This is a genomic window from Sabulicella rubraurantiaca (assembly GCF_017355885.1).
GTDB lineage: Bacteria > Pseudomonadota > Alphaproteobacteria > Acetobacterales > Acetobacteraceae > Roseococcus > Roseococcus rubraurantiacus.
On sequence record NZ_JAFEUU010000003.1, the window covers coordinates 12,823 to 39,048 of the forward strand.

25 protein-coding genes are annotated in these 26,226 nt (G+C 70.2%); 12 read left to right on the plus strand and 13 right to left on the minus strand.

Going from position 1 to position 26,226, the window contains the following annotated elements; genetic code table 11:
• Genes JTJ31_RS06820 through JTJ31_RS06860 form a run of 9 tightly spaced genes read right to left on the minus strand, consistent with a single transcriptional unit; the run spans position 1 to position 8,334 of the window.
• Positions 1–804, minus strand: coding sequence for an enoyl-CoA hydratase/isomerase family protein (locus JTJ31_RS06820; protein WP_207537892.1), 804 nt, complete (start codon positions 802–804; stop codon positions 1–3).
• Entirely contained in the window at positions 801–2,435 is a 1,635-nt protein-coding gene (locus tag JTJ31_RS06825) for a class I adenylate-forming enzyme family protein (RefSeq protein WP_207537893.1), read from the minus strand. Before JTJ31_RS06825 ends, JTJ31_RS06820 begins: the two co-directional genes overlap by 4 nt.
• Before the next feature lie 12 nt (positions 2,436–2,447).
• Positions 2,448–3,143 (minus strand): ABC transporter ATP-binding protein, encoded by a 696-nt coding sequence (locus JTJ31_RS06830; protein ID WP_207537894.1) that lies wholly within the window; start codon positions 3,141–3,143, stop codon positions 2,448–2,450.
• Positions 3,143–3,892, minus strand: coding sequence for an ABC transporter ATP-binding protein (locus JTJ31_RS06835; protein ID WP_207537895.1), 750 nt, complete (start codon positions 3,890–3,892; stop codon positions 3,143–3,145). The genes JTJ31_RS06830 and JTJ31_RS06835 overlap by 1 nt, the downstream gene beginning before the upstream one ends.
• Positions 3,889–4,824, minus strand: coding sequence for a branched-chain amino acid ABC transporter permease (locus JTJ31_RS06840; RefSeq protein WP_207537896.1), 936 nt, complete (start codon positions 4,822–4,824; stop codon positions 3,889–3,891). Before JTJ31_RS06840 ends, JTJ31_RS06835 begins: the two co-directional genes overlap by 4 nt.
• Positions 4,821–5,690, minus strand: coding sequence for a branched-chain amino acid ABC transporter permease (locus tag JTJ31_RS06845; protein WP_207537897.1), 870 nt, complete (start codon positions 5,688–5,690; stop codon positions 4,821–4,823). The genes JTJ31_RS06840 and JTJ31_RS06845 overlap by 4 nt, the downstream gene beginning before the upstream one ends.
• Positions 5,691–5,697: 7 nt before the next feature.
• Positions 5,698–6,897, minus strand: a complete 1,200-nt coding sequence (locus JTJ31_RS06850) for an ABC transporter substrate-binding protein (protein ID WP_207537898.1) — start codon at positions 6,895–6,897, stop codon at positions 5,698–5,700.
• 53 nt (positions 6,898–6,950) lie between these two features.
• On the minus strand, positions 6,951–7,718 hold the full coding sequence (locus JTJ31_RS06855) for an SDR family NAD(P)-dependent oxidoreductase (protein WP_207537899.1): 768 nt from the start codon (positions 7,716–7,718) through the stop codon (positions 6,951–6,953).
• The gene (locus tag JTJ31_RS06860; protein WP_207537900.1) at positions 7,705–8,334 is read right to left on the minus strand and encodes a TetR/AcrR family transcriptional regulator; all 630 of its coding nucleotides are present in this window, start codon (positions 8,332–8,334) and stop codon (positions 7,705–7,707) included. The genes JTJ31_RS06855 and JTJ31_RS06860 overlap by 14 nt, the downstream gene beginning before the upstream one ends.
• Positions 8,335–8,469: 135 nt before the next feature.
• Between JTJ31_RS06860 and JTJ31_RS06865 the strand changes: the two genes are divergently transcribed.
• Entirely contained in the window at positions 8,470–9,357 is an 888-nt protein-coding gene (locus JTJ31_RS06865; protein WP_207537901.1) for a LysR family transcriptional regulator, read from the plus strand.
• A gap of 12 nt (positions 9,358–9,369) precedes the next feature.
• Here JTJ31_RS06865 and JTJ31_RS06870 read toward each other — a convergent pair whose 3' ends face one another.
• Genes JTJ31_RS06870 through JTJ31_RS06880 form a run of 3 tightly spaced genes read right to left on the minus strand, consistent with a single transcriptional unit; the run spans position 9,370 to position 13,345 of the window.
• Positions 9,370–10,356: a Bug family tripartite tricarboxylate transporter substrate binding protein gene (locus JTJ31_RS06870; protein ID WP_207537902.1), complete on the minus strand. Its 987-nt coding sequence runs from the start codon at positions 10,354–10,356 to the stop codon at positions 9,370–9,372.
• Between the two features lie 17 nt (positions 10,357–10,373).
• On the minus strand, positions 10,374–12,521 hold the full coding sequence (locus tag JTJ31_RS06875) for an acetate--CoA ligase family protein (protein WP_236019984.1): 2,148 nt from the start codon (positions 12,519–12,521) through the stop codon (positions 10,374–10,376).
• Between the two features lie 20 nt (positions 12,522–12,541).
• A complete protein-coding gene (locus tag JTJ31_RS06880; protein ID WP_207537904.1) occupies positions 12,542–13,345 on the minus strand; it encodes an SDR family oxidoreductase in 804 nt (267 codons plus the stop codon).
• A gap of 499 nt (positions 13,346–13,844) precedes the next feature.
• Here JTJ31_RS06880 and JTJ31_RS06885 point away from each other — a divergent pair, with 499 nt between their 5' ends.
• From JTJ31_RS06885 to JTJ31_RS06920, 8 genes are read left to right on the plus strand one after another with little or no spacing between them, the layout of a single operon-like run.
• Entirely contained in the window at positions 13,845–15,377 is a 1,533-nt protein-coding gene (locus JTJ31_RS06885; RefSeq protein ID WP_207537905.1) for an acyl-CoA synthetase, read from the plus strand.
• Complete coding sequence (locus JTJ31_RS06890) at positions 15,374–16,516, plus strand: CaiB/BaiF CoA transferase family protein (protein ID WP_207537906.1); 1,143 nt, start codon at positions 15,374–15,376, stop codon at positions 16,514–16,516. Before JTJ31_RS06885 ends, JTJ31_RS06890 begins: the two co-directional genes overlap by 4 nt.
• A 25-nt stretch (positions 16,517–16,541) precedes the next feature.
• Positions 16,542–17,525, plus strand: coding sequence for a Bug family tripartite tricarboxylate transporter substrate binding protein (locus JTJ31_RS06895; RefSeq protein WP_207537907.1), 984 nt, complete (start codon positions 16,542–16,544; stop codon positions 17,523–17,525).
• Positions 17,526–17,536: 11 nt separating this feature from the next.
• A complete protein-coding gene (locus tag JTJ31_RS06900; RefSeq protein ID WP_236019966.1) occupies positions 17,537–18,511 on the plus strand; it encodes a Bug family tripartite tricarboxylate transporter substrate binding protein in 975 nt (324 codons plus the stop codon).
• A 37-nt stretch (positions 18,512–18,548) separates the two neighbouring features.
• Positions 18,549–19,733, plus strand: a complete 1,185-nt coding sequence (locus tag JTJ31_RS06905) for a thiolase C-terminal domain-containing protein (RefSeq protein ID WP_207537908.1) — start codon at positions 18,549–18,551, stop codon at positions 19,731–19,733.
• Positions 19,730–20,176 (plus strand): Zn-ribbon domain-containing OB-fold protein, encoded by a 447-nt coding sequence (locus JTJ31_RS06910; protein WP_207537909.1) that lies wholly within the window; start codon positions 19,730–19,732, stop codon positions 20,174–20,176. The genes JTJ31_RS06905 and JTJ31_RS06910 overlap by 4 nt, the downstream gene beginning before the upstream one ends.
• A gap of 12 nt (positions 20,177–20,188) precedes the next feature.
• Positions 20,189–21,052: a MaoC/PaaZ C-terminal domain-containing protein gene (locus JTJ31_RS06915; protein WP_207537910.1), complete on the plus strand. Its 864-nt coding sequence runs from the start codon at positions 20,189–20,191 to the stop codon at positions 21,050–21,052.
• Positions 21,049–22,569 carry an acyl-CoA synthetase gene (locus JTJ31_RS06920; protein ID WP_207537911.1) on the plus strand — a complete coding sequence of 507 codons (1,521 nt, stop codon included), beginning with the start codon at positions 21,049–21,051 and terminating at the stop codon, positions 22,567–22,569. Before JTJ31_RS06915 ends, JTJ31_RS06920 begins: the two co-directional genes overlap by 4 nt.
• 33 nt (positions 22,570–22,602) lie before the next feature.
• Here the strand turns inward: JTJ31_RS06920 and JTJ31_RS06925 are convergent, their stop codons facing one another.
• Positions 22,603–23,391, minus strand: coding sequence for an IclR family transcriptional regulator (locus JTJ31_RS06925; RefSeq protein WP_207537912.1), 789 nt, complete (start codon positions 23,389–23,391; stop codon positions 22,603–22,605).
• A gap of 77 nt (positions 23,392–23,468) precedes the next feature.
• Between JTJ31_RS06925 and JTJ31_RS06930 the strand changes: the two genes are divergently transcribed.
• The 3 genes from JTJ31_RS06930 to JTJ31_RS06940 are packed head-to-tail and all read left to right on the plus strand — an operon-like array spanning position 23,469 to position 26,214.
• A complete protein-coding gene (locus JTJ31_RS06930; protein ID WP_236019967.1) occupies positions 23,469–24,647 on the plus strand; it encodes an acyl-CoA dehydrogenase family protein in 1,179 nt (392 codons plus the stop codon).
• Positions 24,644–25,066 carry a Zn-ribbon domain-containing OB-fold protein gene (locus tag JTJ31_RS06935; protein ID WP_207537913.1) on the plus strand — a complete coding sequence of 141 codons (423 nt, stop codon included), beginning with the start codon at positions 24,644–24,646 and terminating at the stop codon, positions 25,064–25,066. The genes JTJ31_RS06930 and JTJ31_RS06935 overlap by 4 nt, the downstream gene beginning before the upstream one ends.
• On the plus strand, positions 25,063–26,214 hold the full coding sequence (locus JTJ31_RS06940; protein WP_236019968.1) for a thiolase C-terminal domain-containing protein: 1,152 nt from the start codon (positions 25,063–25,065) through the stop codon (positions 26,212–26,214). Before JTJ31_RS06935 ends, JTJ31_RS06940 begins: the two co-directional genes overlap by 4 nt.
• The last annotated feature ends 12 nt before the right edge of the window (positions 26,215–26,226 follow it).

Genomic DNA, 26,226 nt, shown 5'->3' on the forward strand with positions numbered 1-26,226 from the left:
CTAAACGGGGCTTCCCTCGGGAAATTTCGGCTGGCGCCGTTCCTTCAGCGCAGCGACGCCCTCGGGAAGCTCGGGACCGGTGAAGCCCAGGAACTCCATCGCCACCGCCGCCTCGAAGATGGGCCGCGCCTGCTGCAGCCAGAGATTCATGCTGTGCTTCGTCCAACGCAGCGCGCTTTGCGGGCCTTCGGCGAGGCGCACCGCCGTCTCCTCCGTCTTCGCCTGGAGTTCCGCATCCGGCACGGCAAGGGAGACGAGCCCGATGCGCTCTGCCTCCCGGCCATCGAGCGGCTCGCAGGTCATGAGGTAGTACTTGCTCTTCGCCATGCCGCAGAGCAGCGGCCAGATGATGGGGGCGTGGTCGCCCGCAGCGACGCCGAGCTTCGTGTGCCCGTCGATCAGCTTCGCCGAATGGCCCGCGATGGTGATATCCGCCATCAGCGCCAGGACGAGCCCCGCGCCCACGGCCGGCCCGTTGATCGCTGAGATGATCGGCTTCGAGCAGCCGATCATGTTGTAGACCATGTCGCGCGCTTCCTTCCAAACCTGGATACGCGTCGTGAAATCCTCGCGCATGGTGGAGACGAGGTCGAGATCGCCGCCGGCCGAGAAACCGCGCCCCTCGCCCGTCAGGATGACGACGGAAACGGAAGGATCCGCGTCGATCTCGCGCCAGACCTCCGTCAGCGCGCGGTGCATCTCGGGGGTGAGCGCGTTCAGCGCCTCCGGCCTATTGAGGGTGAGGCGGAGCACGCGCGGATGCGGCCGGTCGGCGCGGATATGTGGCAGTTGGTCGTAGGTCACGCGGTCGTCTCCGTGCTGTCGGCGTCGAGGATGGCCTTGGCCAGCTTGTGACGCTGGATCTTGCCGGTGGGGGTGAAGGGAAGTTCCCGCATCACAACCAGCCGCTCGGGCAGCTTGTAGGTCGCGAAGCCGTCGCCGAGGAAGGCAATGACCTCCTCCAGCGTGGGCGCGGCGTGGCCGTCGCGCGGGACGAGGCACAGGCAGGCGCGCTCGCCGAGCCGCGCATCGGGCAGGCCTACGATGGCGCAGAAGAGGATGGCGGGATGGGTGTAGAGCACCTCCTCCACCTCGCGCGGAAAGAACTTCTTGCCGCCGCGATTGATCATCTCCTTCACGCGGCCGCTGATGCGGAGATTCCCGCGCCCGTCGATGAAGCCGAGGTCGCCGGTGCGGAACCAGCCATCCTCGGTGAAGCTCTCCTCGTTCGCCTTCGGGTTCGCGTGGTAGCCGAGATGGACGGAGGGACCCTCGGCGCAGATCTCGCCCTCGCTGCCCGCCGGCACGTCGCGCCCTTTCGGGTCGAGGAGGCGCAGCCCCATGTGGCTCGCGACGCGCCCGACGGATCCCGCCACCTCCTCGGGGTCATCGCCCGGCCTGGTGTAGGTGTGGAAGCCGTCCTCCAGCATGCCGTAGAGCTCCAGGAAGTGCCCCGGTGCCGCCTTGCGCCAGGCCCGGATCGTCTCGACCGGCGCGGAGGCCCCGCCCGAGACGACGAGGCGCAGCGCCGAGAGATCGGCCTCGTGCATCTGCGGCAGCGCCAGGACGGCGGTGAGCGAGGCTGGTGCAGTCGGAACATAGGTACAGCGCTCGCTGGCCAGCAGCGAAAGCGCAGGCGCCGCGGAGAAGCGTTCGAGCAGCACGGCGGTGGCGCCCGCCATGATGGATTGCACCAGGGTCAGGTAGCCCCAGTTCAGCCCGAGCGGCAGCCAGATCATCATCCGGTCCTCCGCGCCCAGGCCCAGATCGCCGTTCAGGATGCGCGCGGCGGGGAGGGTGGTCTCGTGGCTGTGCATCACCCCCTTGGGGTTGCCCGTCGTGCCGGAGGTGAAGGCCATGCGCATCACCGCATCCGCGGGCTGGCGGTGCGGCGCGAAGCCTTCCGGCGGGCCTTCCTCACGCATCACTGAGTCGAGCGCCGTCACCCCCGCGCGCGGCTCCGCCCGGAAGCTGCCAAGCAGCGACAGGCCGGGCAGCTTCCCTTGAAGATCCAGCGCCATGGCGAGGTGGTCGAAGCCGCGATACGCGCCGCAGGTGACGAAGCCCTTCGCCTCGCTGAAGCGCAGGATGTATTCGAGTTCCCGTGCACGGAAATCGGTGGAGACGGTGACCGCGACCGCCCCCACGCGCTCCAGCGCGAAGAAGGCCGGAGCGAATTCCAGCCAGTTGGGTAGCTGGATCGCCACCACGTCATCCAACCCGATGCCCAGCTCCCGGTAGCGTGCGGCCATGCGGTCCACGGCATCGCGCAGCGCGGCATAGGAAAGGCTCCGCTCCCCGTCGGTGATGGCAATCTTTTCCGGTGCGCGCGCGGCCGCCGCCTTCAGCAAATCGTGCAGTGTCTCGCCGGTCCATTGCCCGATCTCGCGCCAGCGCTGGGCACGGGCCGGATCGGTTCGGGGGGTGAAGCGCATTCCGCATCCTCCTCAGAGCGTCAGCCAGCGGTGGCGGAGTTCGTCCTCCGCCGCCCGGAAGCCGGCTGCCGTGTCGTCATGCACGACGGTCCCGCGCGCCATGATCGCGATCCGGTCGGCCACCGTCTCGGTCAGGCGCAGATTCTGCTCGACCAGCAGCACCGCGACGCCTTCCCCGGCGAGGTGGCGCAGGATGCGCGCCAGTTCCTGCACCACCATGGGGGCGAGGCCCTGGCTCGGCTCGTCCAGCAGGAGCACACGCGGATCGGTGACGAGAGCGCGCGCGATGGCCAGCATCTGCTGCTCCCCGCCCGAAAGGGAACGGCCGGCATTGCGCTGCCGCTCCCGCAGATTCGGAAGCAGGCCGAAGAGGCGCTCCGCCGGCCAGAGGCGCGAGGGGCTGCGCTGGCCCACCGCAAGGTTCTCCGTGACCGTCAATTCGGGAAAGATCTGCCTTCCCTCGGGAACATAGCCGATGCCCGCGCGCGCGACGCGATGCGTGGGCAGCCCGGCCAGCGCCTCGCCCGCCAGGGTGACGCGGCCCGACAGCCGCGGCAGCAGGCCCATCAGCCCGCGCAGCAGCGTCGTCTTTCCAACGCCGTTGCGGCCCAGGATCGCCGTCACCTCGCCCGCGCGCACCGAAAGCGAAACGTCGTTGAGCACCTGGGCCGGACCGTAGCCGCCGCGCAGCCCCTGCATCTCCAGCATCAGCCCAGACCTCCGAGATAGGCCTGCTGGACTGCCTCATCCGCCCGCACCGCCTCGGCGGGTCCGTCGGCGATCTTGCGGCCCCGGTGCAGCACGACGATGCGCGGCGCCAGAGCGAAGACCACCTCCAGATCGTGCTCCACCAGCAGCACGGCGGTGGCGCTTTCCGCCATCACTTGGCGCAGCAGCTCCACCGTGCGCCGCGTCTCCTCCAGCGACATGCCCTGGGTCGGCTCGTCGAGGATCAAGAGGCGCGGCTCCTGGGCGAGGGCCACAGCCACTTCGAGGAGGCGCTGGTCGCCATGCGCCAGTTCGCCCGCCAGCTCCTTCGCGCGGCCTGCCAGGCCGAGCCGGTCGAGCCATTCCATCGCCCGTGCCTCGCCCGTGCGCATCCGCGCGGCGCCGCCGAAGGGCCGCCAGCGCAGGGGATCGCGCGCCTGCACGCCGAGGCGCACATTCTCGACGGCAGAAAGCCCGGGACAGATGGCCGTGATCTGGAAGGATCGTGCAACGCCACGCCGCGCGAGGGCAGGCGCGGGAAGCCCGGTGACATCCTCGCCGTCGAGGCGGACCGTACCGGCGCTCTTGCGCAGATTGCCGGCGATCATGGCGAAGAGCGTGGTCTTGCCCGCGCCGTTCGGACCGATCACCGCGCAGATCTCGCGCTCCGCGAGGTCCAGATCCACGTCGGACACGGCGCGGAAGGCGCCCCAGGCGCGGGACAACCCCCGGCACTGGAGGAGGGTCATGCGTCCCTCCGCCTGGGCCGCCACGCCTGCAGCCATCCCATCAGCCCGCGCGGCGCGAAGATCACCACGAGGATGAAGAGCAGCCCCAGGGCGAGGCCCCAGCTCTCGGTCAGCGCCGAGAGCTGGTGCTCCATGTAGAACAGCGCCAGCGCACCGAGCATGGGACCGACCAGCGTGCCGGCGCCGCCCAGCACCACCATCACCAGCACGTGTCCCGAGACGGTCCAGAAGAACAGCTCGGGCGAGACGTAGCGCGCGAAGCCGGCATAGAGCGCGCCGGCCACCCCGGCCAGGAAGTAGGAAAGCACGAAGACGACCAGGCGGATGCGGCGGGGATCGTGGCCGAGCGCCTCGGCGCGCTGCTCGTTCTCGCGCACCGCCGCCACGACCCGTCCCAGCGGCGAGCGTACGAAGCCCCAGGCGAGAAGATAGGCCGCACCCAGGAAGGCGACGACGAGGAGGTGATAGCCCTCGCGCCCCGCCAGGAACTCGCCCAGACCTGCGCGCGGCACACCGGGCAGCCCGTCGGACCCGCCGGTCACCGCGTTCCACTTGAACACCACCGCGTAGCCGAGCTGCGCGAAGGCCAGCGACAGCATGGCAAAGGCGACGCCGCCGGTCCGGACGCAAAGCCAGCCCACCGGGATGGCGAGCAGCGCCGTCAGCGCGCCGGCCGCCAGCACGGCGACCGGCAGCGGCACCTGCCAGGCCAGCAGCATCCCGGCCGCCACATAGGCGCCGAAGCCCCACGGCCCCGCATGGCCGAAGGAGGTGAGCCGTGCATGGCCCACCAGCAGGTCGAGCGAGAGCGCGAAGAGGCAGAGGATCAGCGCCTCGGTCAGCAGGGTGGTGGCATGGGCGGGAAGGACGAGGCCCAGCGCCCCAGCGGCCGCGATGAAGGCGAGCACGAGCCGCGGGTCGGACAGGTTCATTCCGGCCTCCCGAACAGCCCGCCGGGACGCAGCACCAGCACGGCGATCATCACCACGTAGGTCATGCCCAGGGCAAGCTCGGGCAGGTAGTAGTTGCCGAAGGTCTGCGCGAAGCCCACCAGCAGGCTGCCGGCCGCGGTGCCGAGGAAGGAGCCCATGCCGCCGATCATCACGATCACGAAGGCGTCGATGATCACGTTGGAGCCGAGGCCGAGCGAAGCCGAAAGCAGCGGCGCCGCAAGCGCCCCGCCCAGCGCGGCGAGGGCGCAGGCCAGCGCGAAGACGAAGGCCCGCACACGGCCCACATCGTTGCCCAGCGCCGCGGTCATCACCGGGTTCTGCGACGCCGCCCGCAGCAGCAGCCCGAGCCGCGTGCGCTGCAGCCCGGCCCAGCAGCCCAGGCCGCAGAGCACGCCCGCGCCGATCAGCAAGAGGCGATAGACCGGGAAGGGCTCGTCCATCACGAAGACGATGCCCGAAAGAGCGTCGGGCAGTTCCGCCTGCCGCGCATCGGCGCCCCAGAGCAGCCGGATGGCCTCCGTCAGGGCGAGGGCGAGGCCGAAGGTGACGAGAAGGAAGGCCGAATGCTCGCGCGCATAGAGGCGCGAAAGCGCGGTGCGCTCGAAGGCAAGGCCGAGCAGGCCCGCGGCGAGGGGTGCCGCCACCAGGGAAAGCAGGAAGGAGCCGCTCGCATTGTGCGCCGTCACGCCCACATAGGCGCCCAGCATGAACAGGGCGCCATGGGCGAAGTTCACCACCCGCATGATGCCGAAGATCAGCGTCAGGCCCAGCGAGATGAAGAACAGCAGGGCCGAGAGCGAGAGCGCATTCAGCGCCTGCAGCGTCAGCAGCGCGAGCGGATCCACCCCGGCCTCAGCTGAATGAGGAGGCGCGGCAGGAAGGCGTGACCTCGGCGGCGCTGTAGGTCGCGATCACCTCGGGTGCGGGATGTGGAATGCCTTCGCGCCGCGCCACGCGGACCACGAAGCCCTGCTGCTCCGCCTGGCCGTCGCAGGCGCGCATCTTGAGCGGACCCTTCACCGAGGTCATCTCCAGGTCGCGCAGCGCGGCGACCACGGCCTCCGTTTCCGTGCGCCCCGCCTTGCGAACGGCCTCGGCCAGCACTTGGCAGGCCTGCCACTGCTCGCCGTCATAGGTGTCGGGCAGCTCGTTGTGCTCGGCGCGGAAGCGCTGGACGAAGTCGTTGTTGGCCGGATGGTCGAAGGCGAAGCTGTAACGGCTCCCGCCGACCAGCCCGATCGCCGCGTCGCCAGCCGGGCGGGTGAAGAGCATGTCCACCGTCTCCGTCACCACGGGCATGCGCTCGAAGAGGCGGAACTGCGCCGCTTGCCGCAGGAAGGCCGTGCCGTCGTCGCCGGTCAGGGCGATGTAGAGAGCCTGCGGGTTCGCCTGCCGGACGCGCGTGATGAAGGAGGAGTAGTCGCGCGTGCCGACCGGCGCGAAGACGCTGCCTATTGACCGCTTGCCGATGCCGCGCAGCAACCCCTCGAAGGTCTCCACCGAGGAGCGGCCCCAGGCATAGTCGAGGGAGAGCGAGAAGAAGCTCTCCTGCGGCGCGTTGCGCAGCCAGAGCGCCAGGGCACGCGCGCCCATGGGGCCGGAGATGTTGGAGCGGAAGGCATTGGGCACCCAATGCTCCGCGGTGATGGAACCGGCACCGTTCACCGAGGAGATGAAGAGCGCGTTCCACTCCGCGAGCTTCGGCATGACGGCCAGCGCTTCCGAGGAGGCCATCAGGCCCAGCAGGATGTTGACGCGGTCACGCTCCACCATCTCCTGCGCCTTGCGCAGGCAATTGGCCGGGACGCCCTGCGTGTCCTCGAAGAGGAACTCGACCGGGCGGCCCAGGAGGCCTCCGTCGGCGTTCACCGTCTTGGCCCAGAGGCGGCAGGTGCGGACCACCTGCGCGCCCAGCGCGGCCCAGGTGCCGGTCATGGCGGTGGGCACGCCGATGCGGATGGGACCCGACTGGGCCGCGGCGGGGCGGACCAGGGCGGGTGCGGCCAGCAGCGCGGCAAGCGCCGGGCGGCGGGCGATCATCAGGGTGCTCATGCTCGTTTCCTCCTGCGACGGGCGCCGGTTTTCCGGCTGCCCTGGTTGGCCGGTCATCCGGCGATGATCTGTCCCCCATCAAGCTGCAGCACCTTGCCGGTGAGGTAGCTGCACTCCTCCCCCATCATGAAGCAGGCGACGCCGGCCACCTCCTCGGGCGTGGCGATGCGCCCGAGCGGGATGCCCTTCACGATCCGCGCGGCCGTCTCCGGGCCCCAGGCATCGAAGGCGGTCCTAGCCATGTCCGTATCCGTGAGGCCGATGGCGAGCGCGTTGGCGCGGATGTGGTGCCGCGCCTCCTCCTTCGCCGTGACCCGGATCAGCGCCTCGACCCCTGCCTTGGCGGCGGCGCCCTGGGCGTTGCGCGCCTGGCACATCTGCGCCGCGATGGAGGAGATGGCGAGGATCGCCCCGCCTCCCGACCGGCGCAGGTGGGGGATGGCGGCGCTCAGCGCGAAGAAGCAGCCATTGAGGTCCACGGCGATGTAGCGCTGCCAATCCTCCGCGGGCATCTCGGCCACGGCCGCCCACTGCCCCATCGCGCCGGCCGCATGCGCGAGGTGGGTGAGGCCGCCCAGCGCGGCGGCGGCCTCATCCACGGCCCGGCGCGTCTCGGCGGGATCCGCGAGATCCGCCTGCACGGCCTCGGCCCGCCTTCCCTCCGCGCGGATTGCGGCCAGCACCGAATCCGCCTCGTCGCGCCGGCTGCGGAACAGGATCGCGACATCCGCGCCGCGCCGCGCCGCTTCTAAGGCGATCGCGCGGCCGACGCCGCGGCTGCCGCCCACCACCAGCATCCGGCCACCCTCAAGCCTCATCATCCGCCCCCAATCCGCGCAAAAGGAAGCCGACCACCTCCGCCTCCGCGGCCTCTCCGGGCGCGAGGTCGCGCAGGCGCCAGCGCCGCAGCGCCAGCATGACCGGCAGGAAGGTCGTGATGTCCGCCGCGAGGGGACCGGCGCCGGGCAGGCGCATCCCGGCCCCGCGCGCCTCCTCGATCAGCCGCGCGAAGAAGTCGATGAAGGATTGGGTTTGCGCCAGCACGGCCCGTTTCGAGTCCGGCTCCAGCGCGTGCGTCTCCTGGTAGATCAGCGCGATGTCGCCATGGCGCTCGCGCATCGCACGGACGAAGGCGGTCAGAGCGGCGCGCAGCCGGGCGCGCGGCTCGGTCAGCCCGGCGATCGCCGCCTCCACTTCGCGCGCATAGCCGGAGGTCAGGTCCTGGTGGACGAGGTAGAGGATGTCGTCCTTGCTGCGGACGTAGTTGTAGAGGCTGCCCTGGGAGAGTCCGGCCTCGACCGCGACGTCACGGATGGTGGCGTTGTGGAAGCCCCGCTCACGGAATACGCGCGCCGCTGCCTTGGCGATATGGGCGCGACGCTCCGTGACCAGATCGGCGTCCTTCACCTGGGCCGCGATCTTGCGCGGACTGGCCATGACGTCCTCCCTTCCCTGGCGATGAGGCTGGGCCGGCCGCCATGCGCCCGTCAAGGAAAATGAGTGAGCGCTCAGTCATTGCGGGAGCCAGCTCCGGCTTGCCCCCCTGCACCGCATCTGGTTCGCTCCTGCCGCATGAAGCTGAACCAGCTCGAGAGCTTCGTGGTGCTTGCAGAAGAGTTGCACTACGGCCGGGCCGCGGATCGTCTTCACCTGTCGCAGCCGCCACTGACCCGCCACATCCAGGCCCTCGAGGCGGAGCTGGGTGTCGAGTTGTTCCATCGCAGCACGCAGCGTGTCGCCCTGACCGATGCCGGCCGCGTCTTCCTGCACGAGCTTCGTCCCGTCCTCGCCCGGCTCAGGCAGGCGGCAGTCGCGGCGCAGCGCGCGTCCCGCGGCGATCTTGGCGACATCGCGGTCGGCGTCACCGGCTCCGCCATGTTCGGAATCGTGCCGGTGATCCTGAAGGAGTTCCGCCGCCGCTTCCCGGGCGTCTCGCTCGAACTCCGGCAAAGCCCGAAGGGCGAGCAGATCCGCGCTCTCAAGGAGCACCGGATCGCCATCGGCTTCGTCCGCTCCCTCACCAGCGACGAGGATCTCGCACATGATCTGATCCTGGAGGAGCCCCTGCTGGTTGCCCTGGCCGCGGAGCATCCCTTGGCGGGGCGCAGCGCGATCCGGCTGAGCGACCTCGCGGGGGAGGGCTTCATCCTTTACCGCGGCCACTCCACTCCCAGCATCGCCGATCAGATCACGCAATTCTGCCACGAAGCGGGCTTCACCCCGCGCATCGTGCAGGAGGCGGAAGACATGCAATCCGCCGCGGCGCTGGCGGCCATGGGCCTCGGCATCACGCTGGTCGCAGCATCGCTGCGTCAGATGAAGCTGCGTGACCTCGCCTATCGGCGCCTGGCCGGCACGCAGCCGCCCCTCACCCAGCTCTACGCCGCCTACCGCAAGCAGGACCCATCGCCCGTGCTGAAGACCTTTCGCGCGCTGTGCGCCGAGATCAGCAAGGGCTGACGCGGCGGTTCCTCACCCTTCCCGCAATCCGAGGCGCCGGACCACGTCGAACCAGGTCGCCCGGTCGCGGGCGATGATGGCGCCGAGGCTCTCCGCATCGCCTTCCATGGGTTCGCACTGGATCGCGGCGAAGCGCTCCCGCACCTCTGGCGCCCCCAGGGCTGCCTTGACCGCAGCGCCGAAGCTGCGCCGCGCCTCGTCGGGCAGGCCCCTCGGCGCCAGCAGCGCATACCACCAATCCACCGCGTATCCCGGCACCCCGGCCTCGCCCACGGTCGGCAGGTCGGGCTGCAGCGTGCTGCGGCGCGACGTGGTCACGGCGAGCGGCCGCAGCTTCCCCCCGGCGACATGGGGCGCGGCGGAGGTCGCGCTGTCGAACATCACGTCCGTCCGTCCCGCGATCAGGTCGGTCACGGCCGGCGCGGAGCCGCGATAGGGTACATGCGTCATCTCGATGCCGGCCCGTGAGAAAAACAGCGCCGCGCAGAGATGCAGCGAGGTGCCGGTCCCGGCCGAACCATAGGTCATCTGCCCCGGCCGAGCCTTGGCGGCGGACACCAGTCCCTGAATGTCGCGAATCGGCGAGTTCGCCGGCACGACGACGACATTCGGCACGGTGCCCACCGGTGCCAGCGGCACGAAATCCCCGAAGGGGTCATAGGGAAGCCGCGGCATCAGCGCAGCCAGCGTGACATGGGTCAGGGCGGTCATCAGCAGCGTGTGGCCGTCGCGCGCCTGCGCCGCAGCCTCGGTTCCCACCGCCCCTCCCGCACCCGACCGGTTCTCGATCACGACGGATTGGCCGATCGCCGGCTCCACCGCCGGCGCCACGATGCGGATCATGGCATCGATGGCGCCGCCCGGCGGGAAGGGCACGATGATCCGGACGGGCCGCGAGGGCCAGGATTGCGCACGGACCAGTGACGGCCGCGCCAGGGGCAGGCTGGCCGATGCGGCCAGCAGGCCGCGCCGGGACCAGCGCATCGTGATCTTCGTCATTCTTTCCTCCCTTCCGGTCATCCGGCGCGGACGATGAGCGCGTCCACCGCGATGCCGCCCTCGGCATGCAGGATCACCGGGTTCACGTCGATCTCGGCGACGAGGTCGGCCTGGTCGGCGATGAGCCGGGACAGGGCGGCGACCATGTCGCAGAAGGCACCGATGTCGCGCGGCGCCTCGCCACGCGCGCCATCGAGGACCGGCCGCATGCGAAGCCCGTCCAGCGCCTCGCGCACCTCGGCCGGCGTCACCGGCGCCAGCCGCACGGCGACATCGCCCATGATCTCGACCAGCGTGCCGCCGAAGCCGAAGACCACCAACGGGCCGAATTGCGGGTCCTGCCGCGCGCCGAGCAGCATCTCGACCCCAGGCGGGATCATGCGTTGGATGACGACGCCCTCCACCTTCGGTACGCCCGCGGTGGCGGCCATGATGGCGTCATAGGCTTCCCCGACCGAAGCGGCGTCGCGCAGGTTGAGCCGCACGCCACCGATGTCGGTCTTGTGCCGGATCAAGGGCGCCTCGACCTTGGCGACGACGGGGAAGCCGATCTGCTCCGCCGCTTCCATCGCCTCGTCCCGGCTCCGGCATAGTACCTCGCCCACCGCAGGAAGGCCGTAGAGCGAAAGAATGGCCTTCGACTCGCGCTCCGTCAGGCTTGCCCCTGCGGCGTGGCGGGACAGGCGCTTCCTCGCTTCGGCAGCGGCGGGATGAGGCGGGAACACCTCCGGCCGCGCCTCGAGGATCGGCCGCCGCCGCGCGCCGTCGAACCAACGCCGGTAGGCCTGCATGCAGCGATCGAGCGAGCGGAACATCGCCAGCCTCTCGCTGGCATCGTAGATGCGCGTGCCCGGCCCCTCGTGCCATTCATTCATCCAGACCAGCGAGAGCGGCTTGTCGAGGTTCGCAGCCAGGGCCTCCATGGACTGCGCCCGGGTCACGGCGGCCTGGCCATGGGCCGACGGCATCAGGACGGCGACGCTGGCGAAGCCGGGATCCTCGGCGAAGATGCGGACGCATTCCGTGTACATCGTCTCGTCGCGGATGGATTCCGCGGTGATGTCGGCTGGGTTGGCGATGGTGGCGAAGTCCGGCAGCCGGTCGCGAAGCGCCGCGACCACGGCTTCGCCCGGCTGCGGCATGGCGACGCCGTGCCGCTCCGCCTTGTCCGCGGCCATGACCACGGAGCCGCCCGAGCCGGACAGGATGCCGATACCCCCCGCGCTGGGCCGACCGGCCCGGGCGAAGAACAGGGCGGTCTCCAGCAATTCCTCCAGCGCCTCGACCTGGACCACGCCCGTGCGGTCGAACACCGCGGCGTAGGTCGCCGCGTCGCCCGCCAGCATGCCCGAATGCGACAAGGCCGCGCGGCTTCCGGCGGCGGTGGTGCCCACCTTGCAGGCCACCACCGGCTTGCCGGCCCGGAAGGCGCGCTGCAGCGCCGCCAGGAGGCGCCGGCCACTGGGCACGCTTTCGAACAGGCAGGCGATCACCTTCGTGTCCTCGTCATCCACGAGGAAGTTGATGAGGTCCGCGATGTCCACGTCGCAGGAATTGCCGGTCGAGATGAGGCGGCTGAAGCCGACGCCGCGATGCATGGCCTGGAAGACCACGTAGCCCAGCGCACCGCTCTGGCCGACCAGACCGACGCCGCCCGGAACCAGGGGAAGGTCGCGCACGCTGGGCAGGATGTTGCAGGCGGCGCCGGAGCGCACCTGAACGATGCCGGTGCAGTTCGGCCCGAGGACGCGGATTCCCGTCTCGGCCGCGAGCGCGCTGATCCGCCGCTGCATGGCGCCGCCCTCGGCCGTGCCGATCTCGGCGAAGCCCGAGGAGAAGACGACCGCCGCGGCGACCCCCGCTGCGGCGGCATCGCGCAGCACCCCCTCAACCTTCGCGCCCGGGACGGCCACGCCCAGCAGGTCCGGACGCTCGGGAAGCGAGGCGATGTCAGGGAAGCAGGGCAGGTCGCCGATCTGGTCGTATTGCGGATTGATCGGAAGGATCGTCCCACCATAGTGCTTCCGCAGATTGACGAGGACGTTCCCGCCAAACGAGCCGGGGCGCGGCGATGCGCCGACGATGGCGATGCTGCGCGGATCCAGCAGCGGCCGCAGCGATGCGGAGTCGTGGAGCGGCCGCTCCGCGGCGTCGGTGGGCTTCATCCCGTCCAAGTCCGTTTCTCCTAGAGCCATTGCCGCTTGAGCCAGCGGCCGCCATCCACCGTCATGTCGCAGCCCGTGATGAATTCGCCGGCTGGTGAGGCAAGGAAGGCGCAGCTCAGGGCGATGTCGTCCGTCTCGCCGAACTGGCCGAGCGCGACGCGGGACAATTCCTTCTCTCCCTCGCCGCGATCCTCGTAGAGGCGGCGCAGTCCTTCCGTGCCGCTGATCGGGCCGGGCAGCACGTTGTTCACGCGGATGCCATGCGGCCCCCATTCGACGGCGAGGCTGCGCGTCAGTGCGGTGACGCCCGCCTTGGCGGAGGCGGCATGCGAGGAGCCCGGCCAGCCGGACACGCCCTGGGCCAGCGTGATGTTGATGACGCGCCCGCCATGCGAGGACGCCTTCAGGGCCTCGAAGGCGGCATGGCAGAAATTGAAGGTGCCGTTGAGGTCGATATCCACCACCGCGCGCCAGCCATTGGGCGTCATCTTCTCGAAGGGGCAGTTGAAGTTGCCTGCGGCGTTGTTGATCAGGATGTCGAGCCCGCCGAAGCGTTCGACCGCTTGTGCGATCACGGCCTGGGTCGCCGCGTAGTCGCGGACATCCGAGGCGACCGTCACGACCGGCGTTCCAAGCGGCGCGAGGCGCTCCTCAGCCGCGGCGAGTTTCTGCTCGTCGCGCCCGGTCAGCACCAGGCTGGCGCCATAGGATGCGAAGACCTCCGCGATGCCGAAGCCGATGCCGGAACTGCCACCCGTGATCAGCGCGGTCCGGCCGGCCAGCAGATCCTTGCGAAAGACGTCGCGCTTCGACGGGACGGACATGCTGGTTTTCTCCCTAGGTGCTGCTGCGCGGATGATGTCCCGTGTCAGGCAGGCTCCGGATCGGCACGCTAGGGAGCGAATGGCGGAAAAGGCCAGTTCCATTGCCGCATGGGTTGATGCAGGAGCGGCATCAAGCCTCGTGCGGTGTCTGGGCCATCATCGGCCGCGGTGGTGCCCAAGGCAGCCAATCTAGGGGAGCGCTAATATATTCGACAAATAGAATGAGATTTCACAAAGAATGCGGCTCATGCCTTTGAGGCACCAAGAGGTTCGCGCCCTTCTGGGCCGCGGGCTGCGCCGACCGTCGAAGCATGGAGATTGCCGGCAGAGCAGGCCCAAGCCGCCGCTCGCGGGCATTCGGCACTAAGAATTTTCTTCTTCAGAAAGAATAAGCGCTTGCATGCCAGCGCAGCCACGCCCTAGCCTCACCCCCAACGAGGGAGGAGGCGCTACCCATGATGGCGCGGCACGGACCGAAGCTGGCATCCCGGAGAAGCGCGTGACGGCAGCCGGTCTTTCCGTCACCTCCGGCCTGCGCCGCGCGGCCAGAAACCGCCGCGCCGCCGTCGCCGTGGTGCATCGCGGCCGAAGCTTTTCCTGGGAAGAACATGCGGATCGCGTGGCACGCCTCGCCGCATTGTTCCGCTCCCTGGGGCTGAAGGACGGGGACCGCGTCTCGATCCTGGCCGATAGCGGGCACCTCTACCTCGAAGCCTATCACGCCGTGCCCTGGGCGGGCGGGATCCTGGCGCCGGTCAACAGCCGCTTCGCGCTGCCCGAGATGCGGGAGATGCTGGAGGACGCGCTACCTAGCCTGCTTCTGGTGGACGAGGCCCATGCCGCCATCGCCGCCGAACTTGTCGGGACCCTGCCGGTCCGGCCCATCCTGCTGACGGAGGAGGAGGCGGAGCGCAGGATGCAGGCCCTCTCCCCGATGCCTGATGCAGGGCGTGGCGGCGATGACGTGGCCTGCCTCTTCTACACGGGCGGCACCACGGGCCGCGCCAAGGGGGTGGCGCTGACCCATGCCGGGCTGGTGCTGAACGCGCTGAACACGACGGCGCCGCTCGGCATGGGCGATGGAATGGCGCATCTCCATTGCGGCCCGCTCTTCCACATGGGGGCGGGCGCCCGCGTCTTCTCCACCACGCTCCATGGCGGGCGGCATGTCGTCCTGCCGCGCTTCGAGGCGGGAGAGGTGCTGCGCGCCATCGAGAGCGAGCGCGTGACCCATGCCGTGACGGTGCCCGCCATGGTCACCGCGCTGCTCGACCATCCGGATTTCGCCAGGCGCGACCTGTCGAGCCTCCGCGTGGTCAGCTACGGCGCCTCGCCCATGCCGGTCGCGCTGATTGAGCGGCTCATCCGGTGCCTGCCGCAAGTGGGCTTGGTGCAGTCCTACGGACAGACCGAGCTTTCGCCGGTCGCCACCATGCTTCCGGCGCGCGACCACGTCCCCGGCTCGCCACGGCTTCGCTCCGCCGGGCAGGTCCTGCCCAATGTCGAGCTCCGCATCGCCGACCCCGAGGATCGCGAGGTGCCGACGGGCACGGTGGGCGAGATCCAGGTGCGCGGCCCCACCGTGATGAAGGGCTACTGGAACCGCCCCGAGGAAACGGCGCGCGCCCTGCGCGGCGGATGGATGCACACGGGGGACGCCGGCTACCTCGACGACGACGGCTACCTCTACGTCGTGGACCGGCTGAAGGACATGATCATCAGCGGCGGCGAGAACGTCTATTCCGCCGAGGTCGAGAACGCGATCCACGACCATCCCGCGGTGCTGGAATGCGCGGTCTTCGGCGTGCCGCACCCGCGCTGGGGCGAGGCGGTGCACGCCATCGTCGTCACGCGCCCCGGCCACGAGCTGACGGAGGCCGAGCTGATGGCGCATTGCCGCGCGCGCATCGCCGGCTACAAATGCCCGAAGAGCATCGAGATCCGCTCCGAGCCGCTGCCGCGCAGCCCCACCGGCAAGATCCGCAAGACGGAGCTGCGCGACGAACGTCAGGCGGAGCCGGCGGCCGGATGAGCGGTCCGCTCGCCGGGCTGCGCATCCTCGAGATGCCTGCGATCGGGCCGGCCCCCATGGCGGCGATGATCCTCGCCGGAATGGGCGCCGAGGTGCTGCGCATCGCACGTCCCGAACCTGCCGATCTCGGCTCCGGACAGCCCCCCGAGCGGAACCTCTTGAATCGCGGCCGCCCCGCCGTTGCGCTGGACCTGAAAAGCGCCGAGGGCCAGGCCCTCGCCCTTCGCCTCGCGGCGCAGGCCGATGCGCTGGTGGAGGGGTTTCGTCCCGGCGTGATGGAGCGGCTCGGACTTGGGCCTGCGGAGTGTCATCGCGTCAATCCGCGCCTGGTCTATGGCCGGGTGACGGGGTGGGGGCAGGAGGGGCCGCTGTCACGCTGCGCGGGGCACGACCTCAACTACATCGCGCTGACCGGCGCGCTGCACGCGATCGGACGGCGCAGCGGGCTCCCTGCCCCGCCTCTCGCGCTGCTGGGCGACTTTGCCGGCGGGGCGCTTCACCTCGTCGTGGGGATGCTTGCGGCGCTGCTGGAACGCGGCGTCTCGGGACGCGGGCAGGTGGTGGACGCCGCCGTGGCCGATGGCACCGCCGCGCTGATGACGATGTTCCACGGCCTGCTCGCCAGCGGACGTCACGCGGAGGAACGCGGCACCAACCTGCTCGATTCCGGAGCCTTCTTCTACGATGTGTATCCGTGCGCCGACGGCAAGCTGGTCGCCGTCGCGCCGATCGAGGAGCGCTTCTTCGCGGAGTTCCTCCAGCGCATCGGCCTGCCACACGACGCGTTTCCCCGCCGCCTCGACCCCTCGACCTGGCCCGCGGCGCGCGAGGTGCTCGCCGCCCATCTCCGCACGCGCAGCCGCGACGAATGGTGCGCCCTGCTGGAGGGAAGCGACGCTTGCTTCGCGCCCGTGCTGACCATGGAAGAGGCGCCGCACCATCCCCATGCGAAGGCGCGCGGCGCCTATGTGGAGGTGGGCGGCGTCGTGCAGCCCGCCCCCGCGCCGCGCTTCAGCCGGGCGCCCTCGCCGACGCCCGCGCCGCCTGCCCCTGACCGTGGAAACCCCGCCACACTGACGCGCTGGGGCGTGGAGCCGGAGGAGATCGAGAGGCTCGCCGCGCTGGGCGTGGTGGCCTGAAGCGAGAAGACAGAGGAGGTCGCCCATGCATCATCTGACCCGTCGCCTTGCCCTCGTCCTTGCGGGTTCGGGCCTGGCCGCGCGGGCGCGGGCCAGCGACTGGCGGCCCTCGCGTCCCATGCGCATCATCGTTCCGGCCCCGCCGGGCGGGATCACCGATATCGGCGGGCGGCTCGTCGGCGCACAGCTCCAGGCCGCGTGGGGACAGCCCGTGGTGGTGGAGAACCGCTCGGGCGGCGGCGGCGTGACGGGCACCGTGGAGTTCCTGCGCGCCGCGCCGGACGGGCATACGCTGCTGGTGGGCAATATCGGCCCTCAATCCATCGCCTACACACTGTTCCGTGAGCTGCCCTACACCCCTGCCTCCTTTGCGCCGGTCTCGGGCCTTATCCGTGGGCCGAACGTGCTAGTGGTGCATCCTTCCGTGCCGGCGACGACCGTGCCGGAATTCATCGCGCTGCTGCGGGCGCGCCGGGGGCAGCTCAACTACGCCTCGTCCGGCATCGGCCAGTCGCCGCATCTGTCCGGCGTGTGGTTCCTGCAGCTGGCGCAGGCCGAGGCGGCGCATGTCCCGTTCCGCGGCTCGGCCCCCGCGCTGGTGGAGCTGCTGGCGGGCAATGTGCAGTTCATGTTCGAGAACCTGATCGCGGCGAGCCAGCACGTGCAGGCCGGGCGGCTGCGCGCCCTGGCCGTGACATCGGCCGAGCGCAGCCCGCTCCTGCCCGACGTGCCGGCGCTGCGCGAGACGGCACCCGAAATGGCCGAATACGACGTGTCCACCTGGGTCGGCCTGTTCGGCCTCGCCGCCTCGCCACCGGAGGCTGCTTCGGCCTGCAACGCGGAGGTGAGCAAGGTCCTCGCCCAGCCGGAGACACGGACACGCTTCGCGCAGGCGGGCTCGGCCCCTCACCCCACGACGGTGGAGCAGTTCGGAGATTTCGTCTCGCGCGAGATCGCGAAGTGGCGGGACGTGATCCGCCGCGAAGGCCTCGTGCTCGAGCTGGGATGAGGGAGGCACGAATGACGCCGATCACGCGCCGCGTCGCGGTACTCTCGCTCCCGGCCCTTGCACTCGCGCCAGCCGCCCGCGCGCAGGCTTGGCCCGAGAAGCCGATCACGTTGGTGATCCCCTTCGCGCCGGGCGCCTTCACCGATGCGGTCGGGCGCTTCACCGCGACCGGGCTGACGCAGCGCCTGGGCCAGTCCGTGGTCGCGGAGAACCGGCCCGGGGCCGGCGGCTCCATCGCGGCGCGCGCCGTCGCCCGCAGCGCGCCGGATGGCTACACGCTGATGATCGGCACCCAGGGCACCAAGGCGTCCAACGCCTCGCTGCTGCGGAATCCAGGCTATGATCCGGAGAACGACTTCACGCCGATCCATGGCCTCGCCAAGATCGTCGGCACGCTCGTCTGCCGCCCGGATGCGCCCTGGCGCAACGTGGCGGAGCTGATCGCCGACGCGAAGCGGCGTCCCGGCCAGATCACCTATGGCTCCGCAGGCATCGGCACGGTGCAGCACCTGCTTGGCGAGATGTTCAAGATCTCCACCGGGGCCGACATCGCGCATGTGCCCTATCGCGGCGGCGCCCCGGCCCTGGCGGACCTCCTGGCCGGCAGCGTGCATCTCATGTTCGAGTATCCGAACCCGGGCATCGAGATGATCCGCGCCGGGCGCACCCGCGCCCTCGCCGTGGCGGCCCCGGAGCGCCTGCCGGGCCTGCCCGATGTCCCGACCATGGCCGAGGAAGGCGTGCGGAACGTCGAGGCCGAGACCTGGTTCGCCTTGTTCGGCCCGCGCGACCTTCCACCGGCCGTGACGGCGCGGCTGGAACGCGAGACGGCGGAGATCGTGGCCAGCGAGGCCTTCCGCGACTTCCTGGCCCGGCAGGGCGCGCTGCCCCTCGCGCTGCGCGGCGAGGAGTTCCGCCGCTTCGTCATCGCCGAGGTGGCGAAATGGCGCGAATTCGCGAACGCAACCAATTTCCGCATCGACTGACCGAGGAGACAGGAATGGCGACGAAGGAACACACCGCATGACGGAGCGCACGCTGCGCGGCAAGGCAGCCATCGCTGGGATCGGCGAAACGACCTACTACAAGCACGGCCAGTCCCCGGATGCCGAGTTCAAGCTCGCGTTGAAGGCGGTGCTGGCCGCCTGCGCCGATGCCGGCATCGACCCGCGCGAAGTGGACGGGTTCGCGACCTATGGCAATGACCGGTCGGAAGCCACGCGGCTTGCCGCCGCGCTCGGCATCCATGAGCTGCGCTTCTCCAACATGCATTGGGGCGGCGGGGGCGGCGGAGTTGCGGCCGCGGTGGCCAATGCGGCGGCCGCCGTGCATTCCGGCATGGCGAATTGCGTCATCGCCTTCCGCTCCCTCGCGCAGGGCCAGTTCGCGCGCTATGGCAAGGGCGCGCAGGCGCCGATGGCGATGGGGGAGGACGCCTTCCTCTGGCCCTACGGGCTGATGTCGCCGGCGCAGCGCTTCGCCATGAAGATCACGCGCTTCATGACGGAGAACGGCATCCGCCACGAGGCGCTTCGCGCCATCGCCCTCGCCTCCTATCACCACGCGCAGTCCAATCCGCGCGCGGTGATGCAGGGCCGCCCCCTGGACGAGGCGAAGTACGACTCCTCGCGCTGGATCATCGAACCCTTCCATCGTCTCTTCGATTGCTGCCAGGAGAATGACGGCGCGGCCGCCGTGCTGGTGGTGCCGGCCGACCGGGCGAAGGACCTGCCGCATCCGCCCGTCTACCTGCTCGGCGCGGCGCAGGGCGGCCATCATCGGAGCGCGGCGCCCGTGCACAACGCGCCGCACTATGCCTCCGCCCATTTCCCCACCGTGGCGCGCAATCTCTACGAGATGGCGAAATGCGGCCCCGGCGACATCGACGTCCTCCAGGCCTACGAGAACTTCACGGGCGGCGTGTTGCTCGGCCTCGTGGAGCACGGGCTGGTGAAGCCGGAGGAGGCGAACGAGTTCCTGGTCAAGGAGAACCTGCTGGCGCCGACCGGGCGGATGCCGCTGAACACCAGCGGCGGCAACCTGGCGGAGTGCTACATGCACGGGCTCGAGCTGGTGAACGAGGCCGTGCGGCAGCTCCGCCGCACCGCCATCAACCAGGTGCCCGATCCTGAAATCGCGATGGTCATCGGCGGCCCGATGGTGACGCCGGTCAGCAGCCTCATCCTCGGTACGGAGGGAACCCTGTGAGCACGACGAAGCACGCCCTGCCGCCCGGCCTCCCCGCCCCCTCGACGGAGGAGCCGCTTTCCGCCCCCTACTGGAAGGCGGCACGCGAAGGCCGCCTGCTGGTGCAGAAATGCCAGGGCTGCGGCCGCCACCAATGGGGTCCTGAGTGGATCTGCCATCGCTGCCATTCCTTCGACCTGGATTGGGTGGAGGTGAAGCCGCGCGGGAGCATCTATTCCTGGGAGACGCCGCACCATCCGGTGCACCCCGCGCTCACCGGGCATGGCCCCTACACAATCGTGCTGGTGGAGCTGCCGGAGGCGGACAACATCCGGATGATCGGCAACCTCGTCGGCGGTTCCGGCGCGGAGCCGCGGATCGGCGCGGAGGTGGAAGCGGTGTTCGAGCCGCATGACGAGGCCAGCCCGCCCTACACGCTGGTCCAGTGGCGCATCGTCGGCTGAGGAGGGAGAGGAATGGCGATCAACTACGACAAGCTGCGCGCGCGCCCCTTCCCCGACGTCGTGCAGGAATACAGCTTCAAGGACACGATCCTCTACGCGCTCGGCCTAGGGCTCGGCCAGGATCCGATGGATCGCGGCCAGCTGCGGCACGTCTACGAGGAGGGGCTGGTGGCGCTGCCGACGATGGGCGTCGTGCTGGCCGGTCCCGGCTTCTGGCTGCGCGAGCCCGACACCGGCGTGGACTGGCCAAAGGTGCTGCACGGCGAGCAGGGGCTGACGATCCACCGCCCGCTGCCGACCGAAGGCCGCGTCGTGGGACGTCTGCGCATCGACGAGATCATCGACAAGGGGCAGGGGCGCGGTGCGCTCCTCTACACGACGCGCGAGGTGCGTGACGCGGCAACAGAGGAGCTGCTCTGCTCCATCACCAGCACCTCCTTCCTGCGCGGCGATGGCGGCTTCGGCGGGCCCACCGGCCCGATCCGGCAGCCGCATCCCGTGCCGGAGGGCGAGCCCGAGGCGCATTTCGACTGGACGCTGGGGCCACACGCCGCGCTGCTCTACCGGCTGAGCGGCGACTTCAACCCGGTTCACGCCGATCCGGACGTGGCGGCGCAGGCAGGGTTCAAGCAGCCCATCCTGCATGGCCTCGCCTCCTATGGCGTCGCCGGTTGGTCGATCGCGCAGCTTCTGTGCGGTGGGCGTGCGGAGAAGCTGCGGCGGCTGGACCTCCGCTTCACCTCGCCGGTCTATCCCGGGGAGACGCTGCGCACGGAGATCTGGCGCCTCGGCTCGGGGGCGGCCGCCTTCCGCGTTCGGGTGCCGGCGCGCGACGTCGTGGTGCTGAACAACGGGCGGGCCGAGTTCGAGGCATGACGGCGGACGGCGTGCTGCTCAGCGGGGAGCGGCGGCTGACGCGCGCGGCGCTGCTGTCCCGCGCGCGCCGCGCCGCCACGGGGCTGCGCGCCCTCGGCGTCAGTCCCGGGGACAGCGTCGCGCTGCTGCTGCGGAACGACTTCCCCTTCGTCGAGGCGAGCATCGCGGCGACGATCCTGGGTGGGTACGCCGTGCCGGTGAACTGGCACTGGAAGCCGGAGGAGGTGGCGTATCTCCTCGGCGATTGCGGCGCCAAGGTCGTCGTCGCGCATGAGGATTTGCTGCCCCTTCTTTCGGAGGCGCCGCCCGGCATCACGGTGCTGACCGTGAGGACCCCGCCAGAACTCGCCACGGCCTATGGGCTGGCATCAGGCGGAGTGGCCTCGGCCGGCGAGGAGTGGGAGGATTTCCTCGCGCGGCACGAGGAATGGGACGGGCCACCCGAGCCGGCGCGCGAGAGCATGATCTACACCTCGGGCACCACGGGGCGGCCCAAGGGGGTGCGCCGCCAACCGCCCACGCCCGAGCAGGTGGCGGGCATGGGGCGCAACCGGGCCCAGCTCTATGGGCTGGTGCCCGGCATCCGCGCCCTGCTGCCCGGGCCGCTCTACCACAGCGCGCCGAACAGCTTCGGGCTGCGCTCCGCGCACCTGGCGGAGATCCTGGTGCTGATGCCGCGCTTCGACCCGGAGGAATTCCTCGCGCTGATCGAGCGGCACCGCATCGACACCACCTTCGTGGTCCCGACCATGATGGTGCGGCTTCTCCAGCTGCCCGAGGAGGTGAGGCGCCGCTACGACCTGTCCTCGCTGCGACACGTCACCCACGCCGCGGCACCATGCCCGCCCGAGGTGAAGCGGGCCATGATCGAGTGGTGGGGACCGGTGCTGCACGAATTCTATGGCGCAACCGATCTCGGCGCCGTCACTGCCTGCACCAGCGCCGAATGGCTGGAGCGTCCGGGCACGGTCGGGCGGCTGGTGGAGGGCGCGACGATGCGCATCCTCGACGAAGCGGGACGCGACTGCGCTCCGGGAGAGCCGGGCGAGATCTTCGCCGGCCTCGCCTGCATGCCGGATTTCACCTACCACAAGCGCGATTCCGACCGGCGGGGCGTGGAGCGCGACGGGCTGATCTCCGTCGGCGATGTCGGCTACCGCGACGAGGACGGATACCTGTTCCTGTGCGACCGCAAGCGCGACATGATCATCTCGGGCGGGGTCAACATCTACCCGGCCGAGATCGAGGCCGCGCTGATCGGCGTAGAGGGCGTGCTGGACTGCGCCGTCTTCGGCATTCCCGACGCCGAGTATGGGGAGGCGATCTGCGCCGCCGTGCGTGCCTCGCCCGGGCTGACGGAGGAAGGGCTGCGCGCCGCGCTGCGGCCGCGCCTCGCCAACTTCAAGATCCCGCGCCGCTTCGAGTTCCATGACAGCTTCCCGCGCGACGATTCGGGCAAGCTGCTGAAGCGCGTGCTGCGGGAACCGCACTGGGCGGGGTCCGGACGCCGCATCTGAAATCGGCCCTTCTTCAGGAGGAATGGCTTTCCTTCAGTCGAACGAAAGTGCCCGGCGGATATCCTTGGCCAGGAGGGCGAGGTCGGCGCCGATCACGTCGCTTCCGGAGGCTGCGTGCTGCGCGCCGAACATGGTCGCGCTGACCACGCAGAGGCCGCTGCCATCGTCGAGCGGGACGGGGGCCGACAATGTGGTGACGCCCGCGACGTAATGTCCTTCATCTAGCGCCCAGCCGCGCTCCCGCGCCACTTCCACCTGCCCGAGGAACTCCTCGAAGCCGAGGGGCTGGTCCCAGCGCAGCGCCTCGAAGCGGCGGCGCAGCTCCGCCTCGCCGAGCCCGCCAAAGGCGCCGGCGATGCGGCCCATGGCGCCGATCAGCAGCGGCAGACGCTGGCCGACGCCCATGCGGATGCGCATCACCTGGTCGCTCTCGGCGACCTGGGTGAGCACCATCCGATCCGGCCCCGCCGGGCGCCAGAAGGTGACGGTCACGCCCCGGCGCATCGCCAGCTGCCGCATCATCGGCAGGATGCGCGCCTGCTCCGCGCCCTTCGCGAAAGCAGCCCGCGCGAGGTCCACGAGGCCCAGGTCGAGCGCGTAGGTCTTGCTGTCCGGATCGAAGCGGACAAGTTCGCCCTGGGCCAGGGTGCGCAGGATGTTGAAGCAGGTGGAGGGGTTGAGGCCGAGGGCGCGCGCCAGCGGCGTCACGCCCAGCGGGGCCTGCGCCGCGGCGAGGTGGCGAAGGATGCGGATAGCCGCCGCCACGGCCGGCACCTCCCCCTTGCTGCGTCCGCTTTCCTCCAGCGCAATTGCATCCGCCACGAGCGACCTCCAAGTTTTCGCTTGCCAAAATACTATTCGCCAAAAAGAATGGCCAGAACGAAGTGGAGGAGCGCCCCATGATCCCGCGAACCGTCTTCACGGCGGAGCATGAAATGTTCCGGGAGCAGGTCCGTCGCTTCGTCGAGCGCGAGATCATGCCCCATCACGCCGCGTGGGAGGAGACGGGCGTCGTCCCGCGCGAGGCGTGGCTCAAGGCCGGTGCCGCCGGGCTGCTCCTCTGCAACATTCCGGAGGAATACGGCGGCATGGGGGGCGACTTCCTCCACAGCGCCGTCGTGATCGAGGAAATGTCGCGCGCCGGCGCCTCGGGCCCGGCCTTCTCGCTCCATTCCGACATCGTCGCGCCCTACCTGCTGCATTACGGCACGGAGGAGCAGAAGCGGCATTGGCTTCCCCGCATGGCGCGCGGCGAGGCGCTTGCCGCCGTCGCTATGACGGAGCCCCAAGGCGGTAGCGACCTCCAATCCATCCGCACCACGGCGATCCGCGAGGGCGACGAGTACGTCCTGAAGGGGCAGAAGATCTACATCACCAATGCCCAGGGCGCGGATGTCATCGTGGTCGCCGCGAAGACGGATCCAACGGCGCGTGCCCGCGGCGTCAGCCTGATCCTCGTCGAGACGGACCGCCCGGGCTTCGCGCGGGGCAAGCCGCTGAAGAAGGTCGGCTGCAAGGCGATGGACACGTCGGAGCTGTTCTTTGACGGCGTCCGGGTTCCCGTCTCGAACCTTCTCGGCGAGGAGGGGCGCGGCTTCACCCAGCTGATGACGGAACTGGCGCAGGAGCGACTGGTCCAGGCCGTGCGCGCGGTCACCGCGGCGGAGGTGGCGCTGGAGCAGACCATCGCCTACGTCACCGGTCGCCCCGCCTTCGGCCAGACCCTGGCCGATTTCCAGAACACGCAGTTCCGCTTGGCCGAGATGCGCGCGGAGATCGCGATGCTGCGCACCTACGTGGATCGCTGCCTGGAGGTCCATCTCCAGGGCAAGCTCGACTCCGTGGACGCGGCCATCGCCAAGATGCAGGCAACGGAGATCCAGGGCCGCGTGCTCGACGGGTGCGTCCAGCTTCACGGTGGCGCCGGCTACATGTGGGAGTATCCGATCGCCCGCGCCTGGGCGGATGCGCGCATGTCGCGCATCGCCGGCGGCTCGATCGAGGTGATGAAGCAGATCATCGCGCGCTCCCTCCTGCCCCGGCAGGAGAAGCGCCCGGCCGCGCGGGCGGCGGAATGAGCGCGGCATCGCAGCGGCCCAAGCCGCTCCCCACCCCCGAGACCCAGCATTTCTGGGATGGGCTCCGGCGCGGGGAGCTTCTGCTCCAGCGCTGCGGCGACACGGGCCGGGCCTATTTCCCGCCACGCCCGTTCAGTCCCTTCACCGGTACGCGCGACGTGCAGGTGTTCCGTGCCTCGGGCCGGGCGACGCTCTACTCCTACGTCATCCATCACCGGCCTGCCCCCGGCTTCACGCCGCCCTATGCCATCGCCGTCGTCACGCTGGAGGAAGGGCCGCGCCTGATGACCAACATCGTGGATTGCCCGCAGACGCCCGAGGCACTGGTGCTCGACATGGAACTGGAGCTTGCGCCGACGCCGCTCGACGAGGAGATCACGCTGCCCCTCTTCCGGCCCGCCAAGGGACGCGCATCGTGATCGCGCCCGGAAGCGTCGCCATCGTCGGCGCGGCGGAGACGACGGAACTCGGCATCGTGCCGCATCTCTCGGAGATCGGGCTCGCCGCCGATGCGGCACTCAACGCCTTGGCGGATGCCGGGCTGAAGCCTGCCGACGTGGATGGCCTGGCCTGCGTCGGCAATTTCCGTCCGCAGGCGCTCGCGCATTACCTCGGCCTGACGCCGCGCTGGGTGGATGGCACGGGCGTGGGCGGGTGCTCCTTCATGCTGCATGTCCGCCACGCCGCGGCGGCGATCATGGCGGGCTACTGCAAAACCGTGCTCATCACCCATGGCGAGAGCGGACGCTCCCGTGTGGCGGGCGCCACGCGCCCGCCCGAGCCCGGCTCGCTGCCCGGCCAGTTCGAGGCGCCCTTCGGCCCCGTCGGGCCGCCCACGCTGTTTCCGATTCCCGTGCTGCGCTGGATGAAGACCTATGGCGTCACGGAGGAGGAGATCGCGATGGTCTCCGTCGTCCAGCGCGAATGGGCCTCGCGCAATCCCCGCGCGCTCTACCGCGATCCCATCACCGTGGCGGACGTGCTGAACAGCCGGATGATCGCCTACCCGTTCCGCATCCTGCAATGCTGCGTCGTGACGGATGGCGGCGGCGCGCTGATCATGACCTCCTCCGACCGCGCCCGCGACTTCCCGCAACCGCCCGTCTATCTGCTGGGCAGCGGCGAGAGCGTCGAGGCGCAGATGATCAGCCAGATGGAGGATTTCACCACCTCCCGCGCCTTCCGCGTCGCGGGCCCAGAGGCCTTCCGCAGCGCCGGCATCACCCATGCCGATGTGGACCATCTCATGCTCTACGACGCCTTCGCCCACCTGCCGCTCTTCGGGCTGGAGGATCTGGGCTTCGTGCCGCGCGGCGAGTCGGCGCGCTTCGTGGCCGAACGGAACACCGCGCCCGGCGGCAAGCTGCCCGTGAACACCAATGGCGGCGGTCTCTCCTACACCCACACTGGCATGTACGGGATGTTCGCCATCCAGGAGAGCGTCCGCCAGGTGCGCGGCACGGCGGACGCGCAGGTGGGGAAGGTGGAGATTGCCGTGAGCCATGGCGTCGGCGGCATGTTCGCGGCCAGCGGCACACTGGTCCTTGGCCGCGAGCGCCCCTCATGACGGAGGAAGACG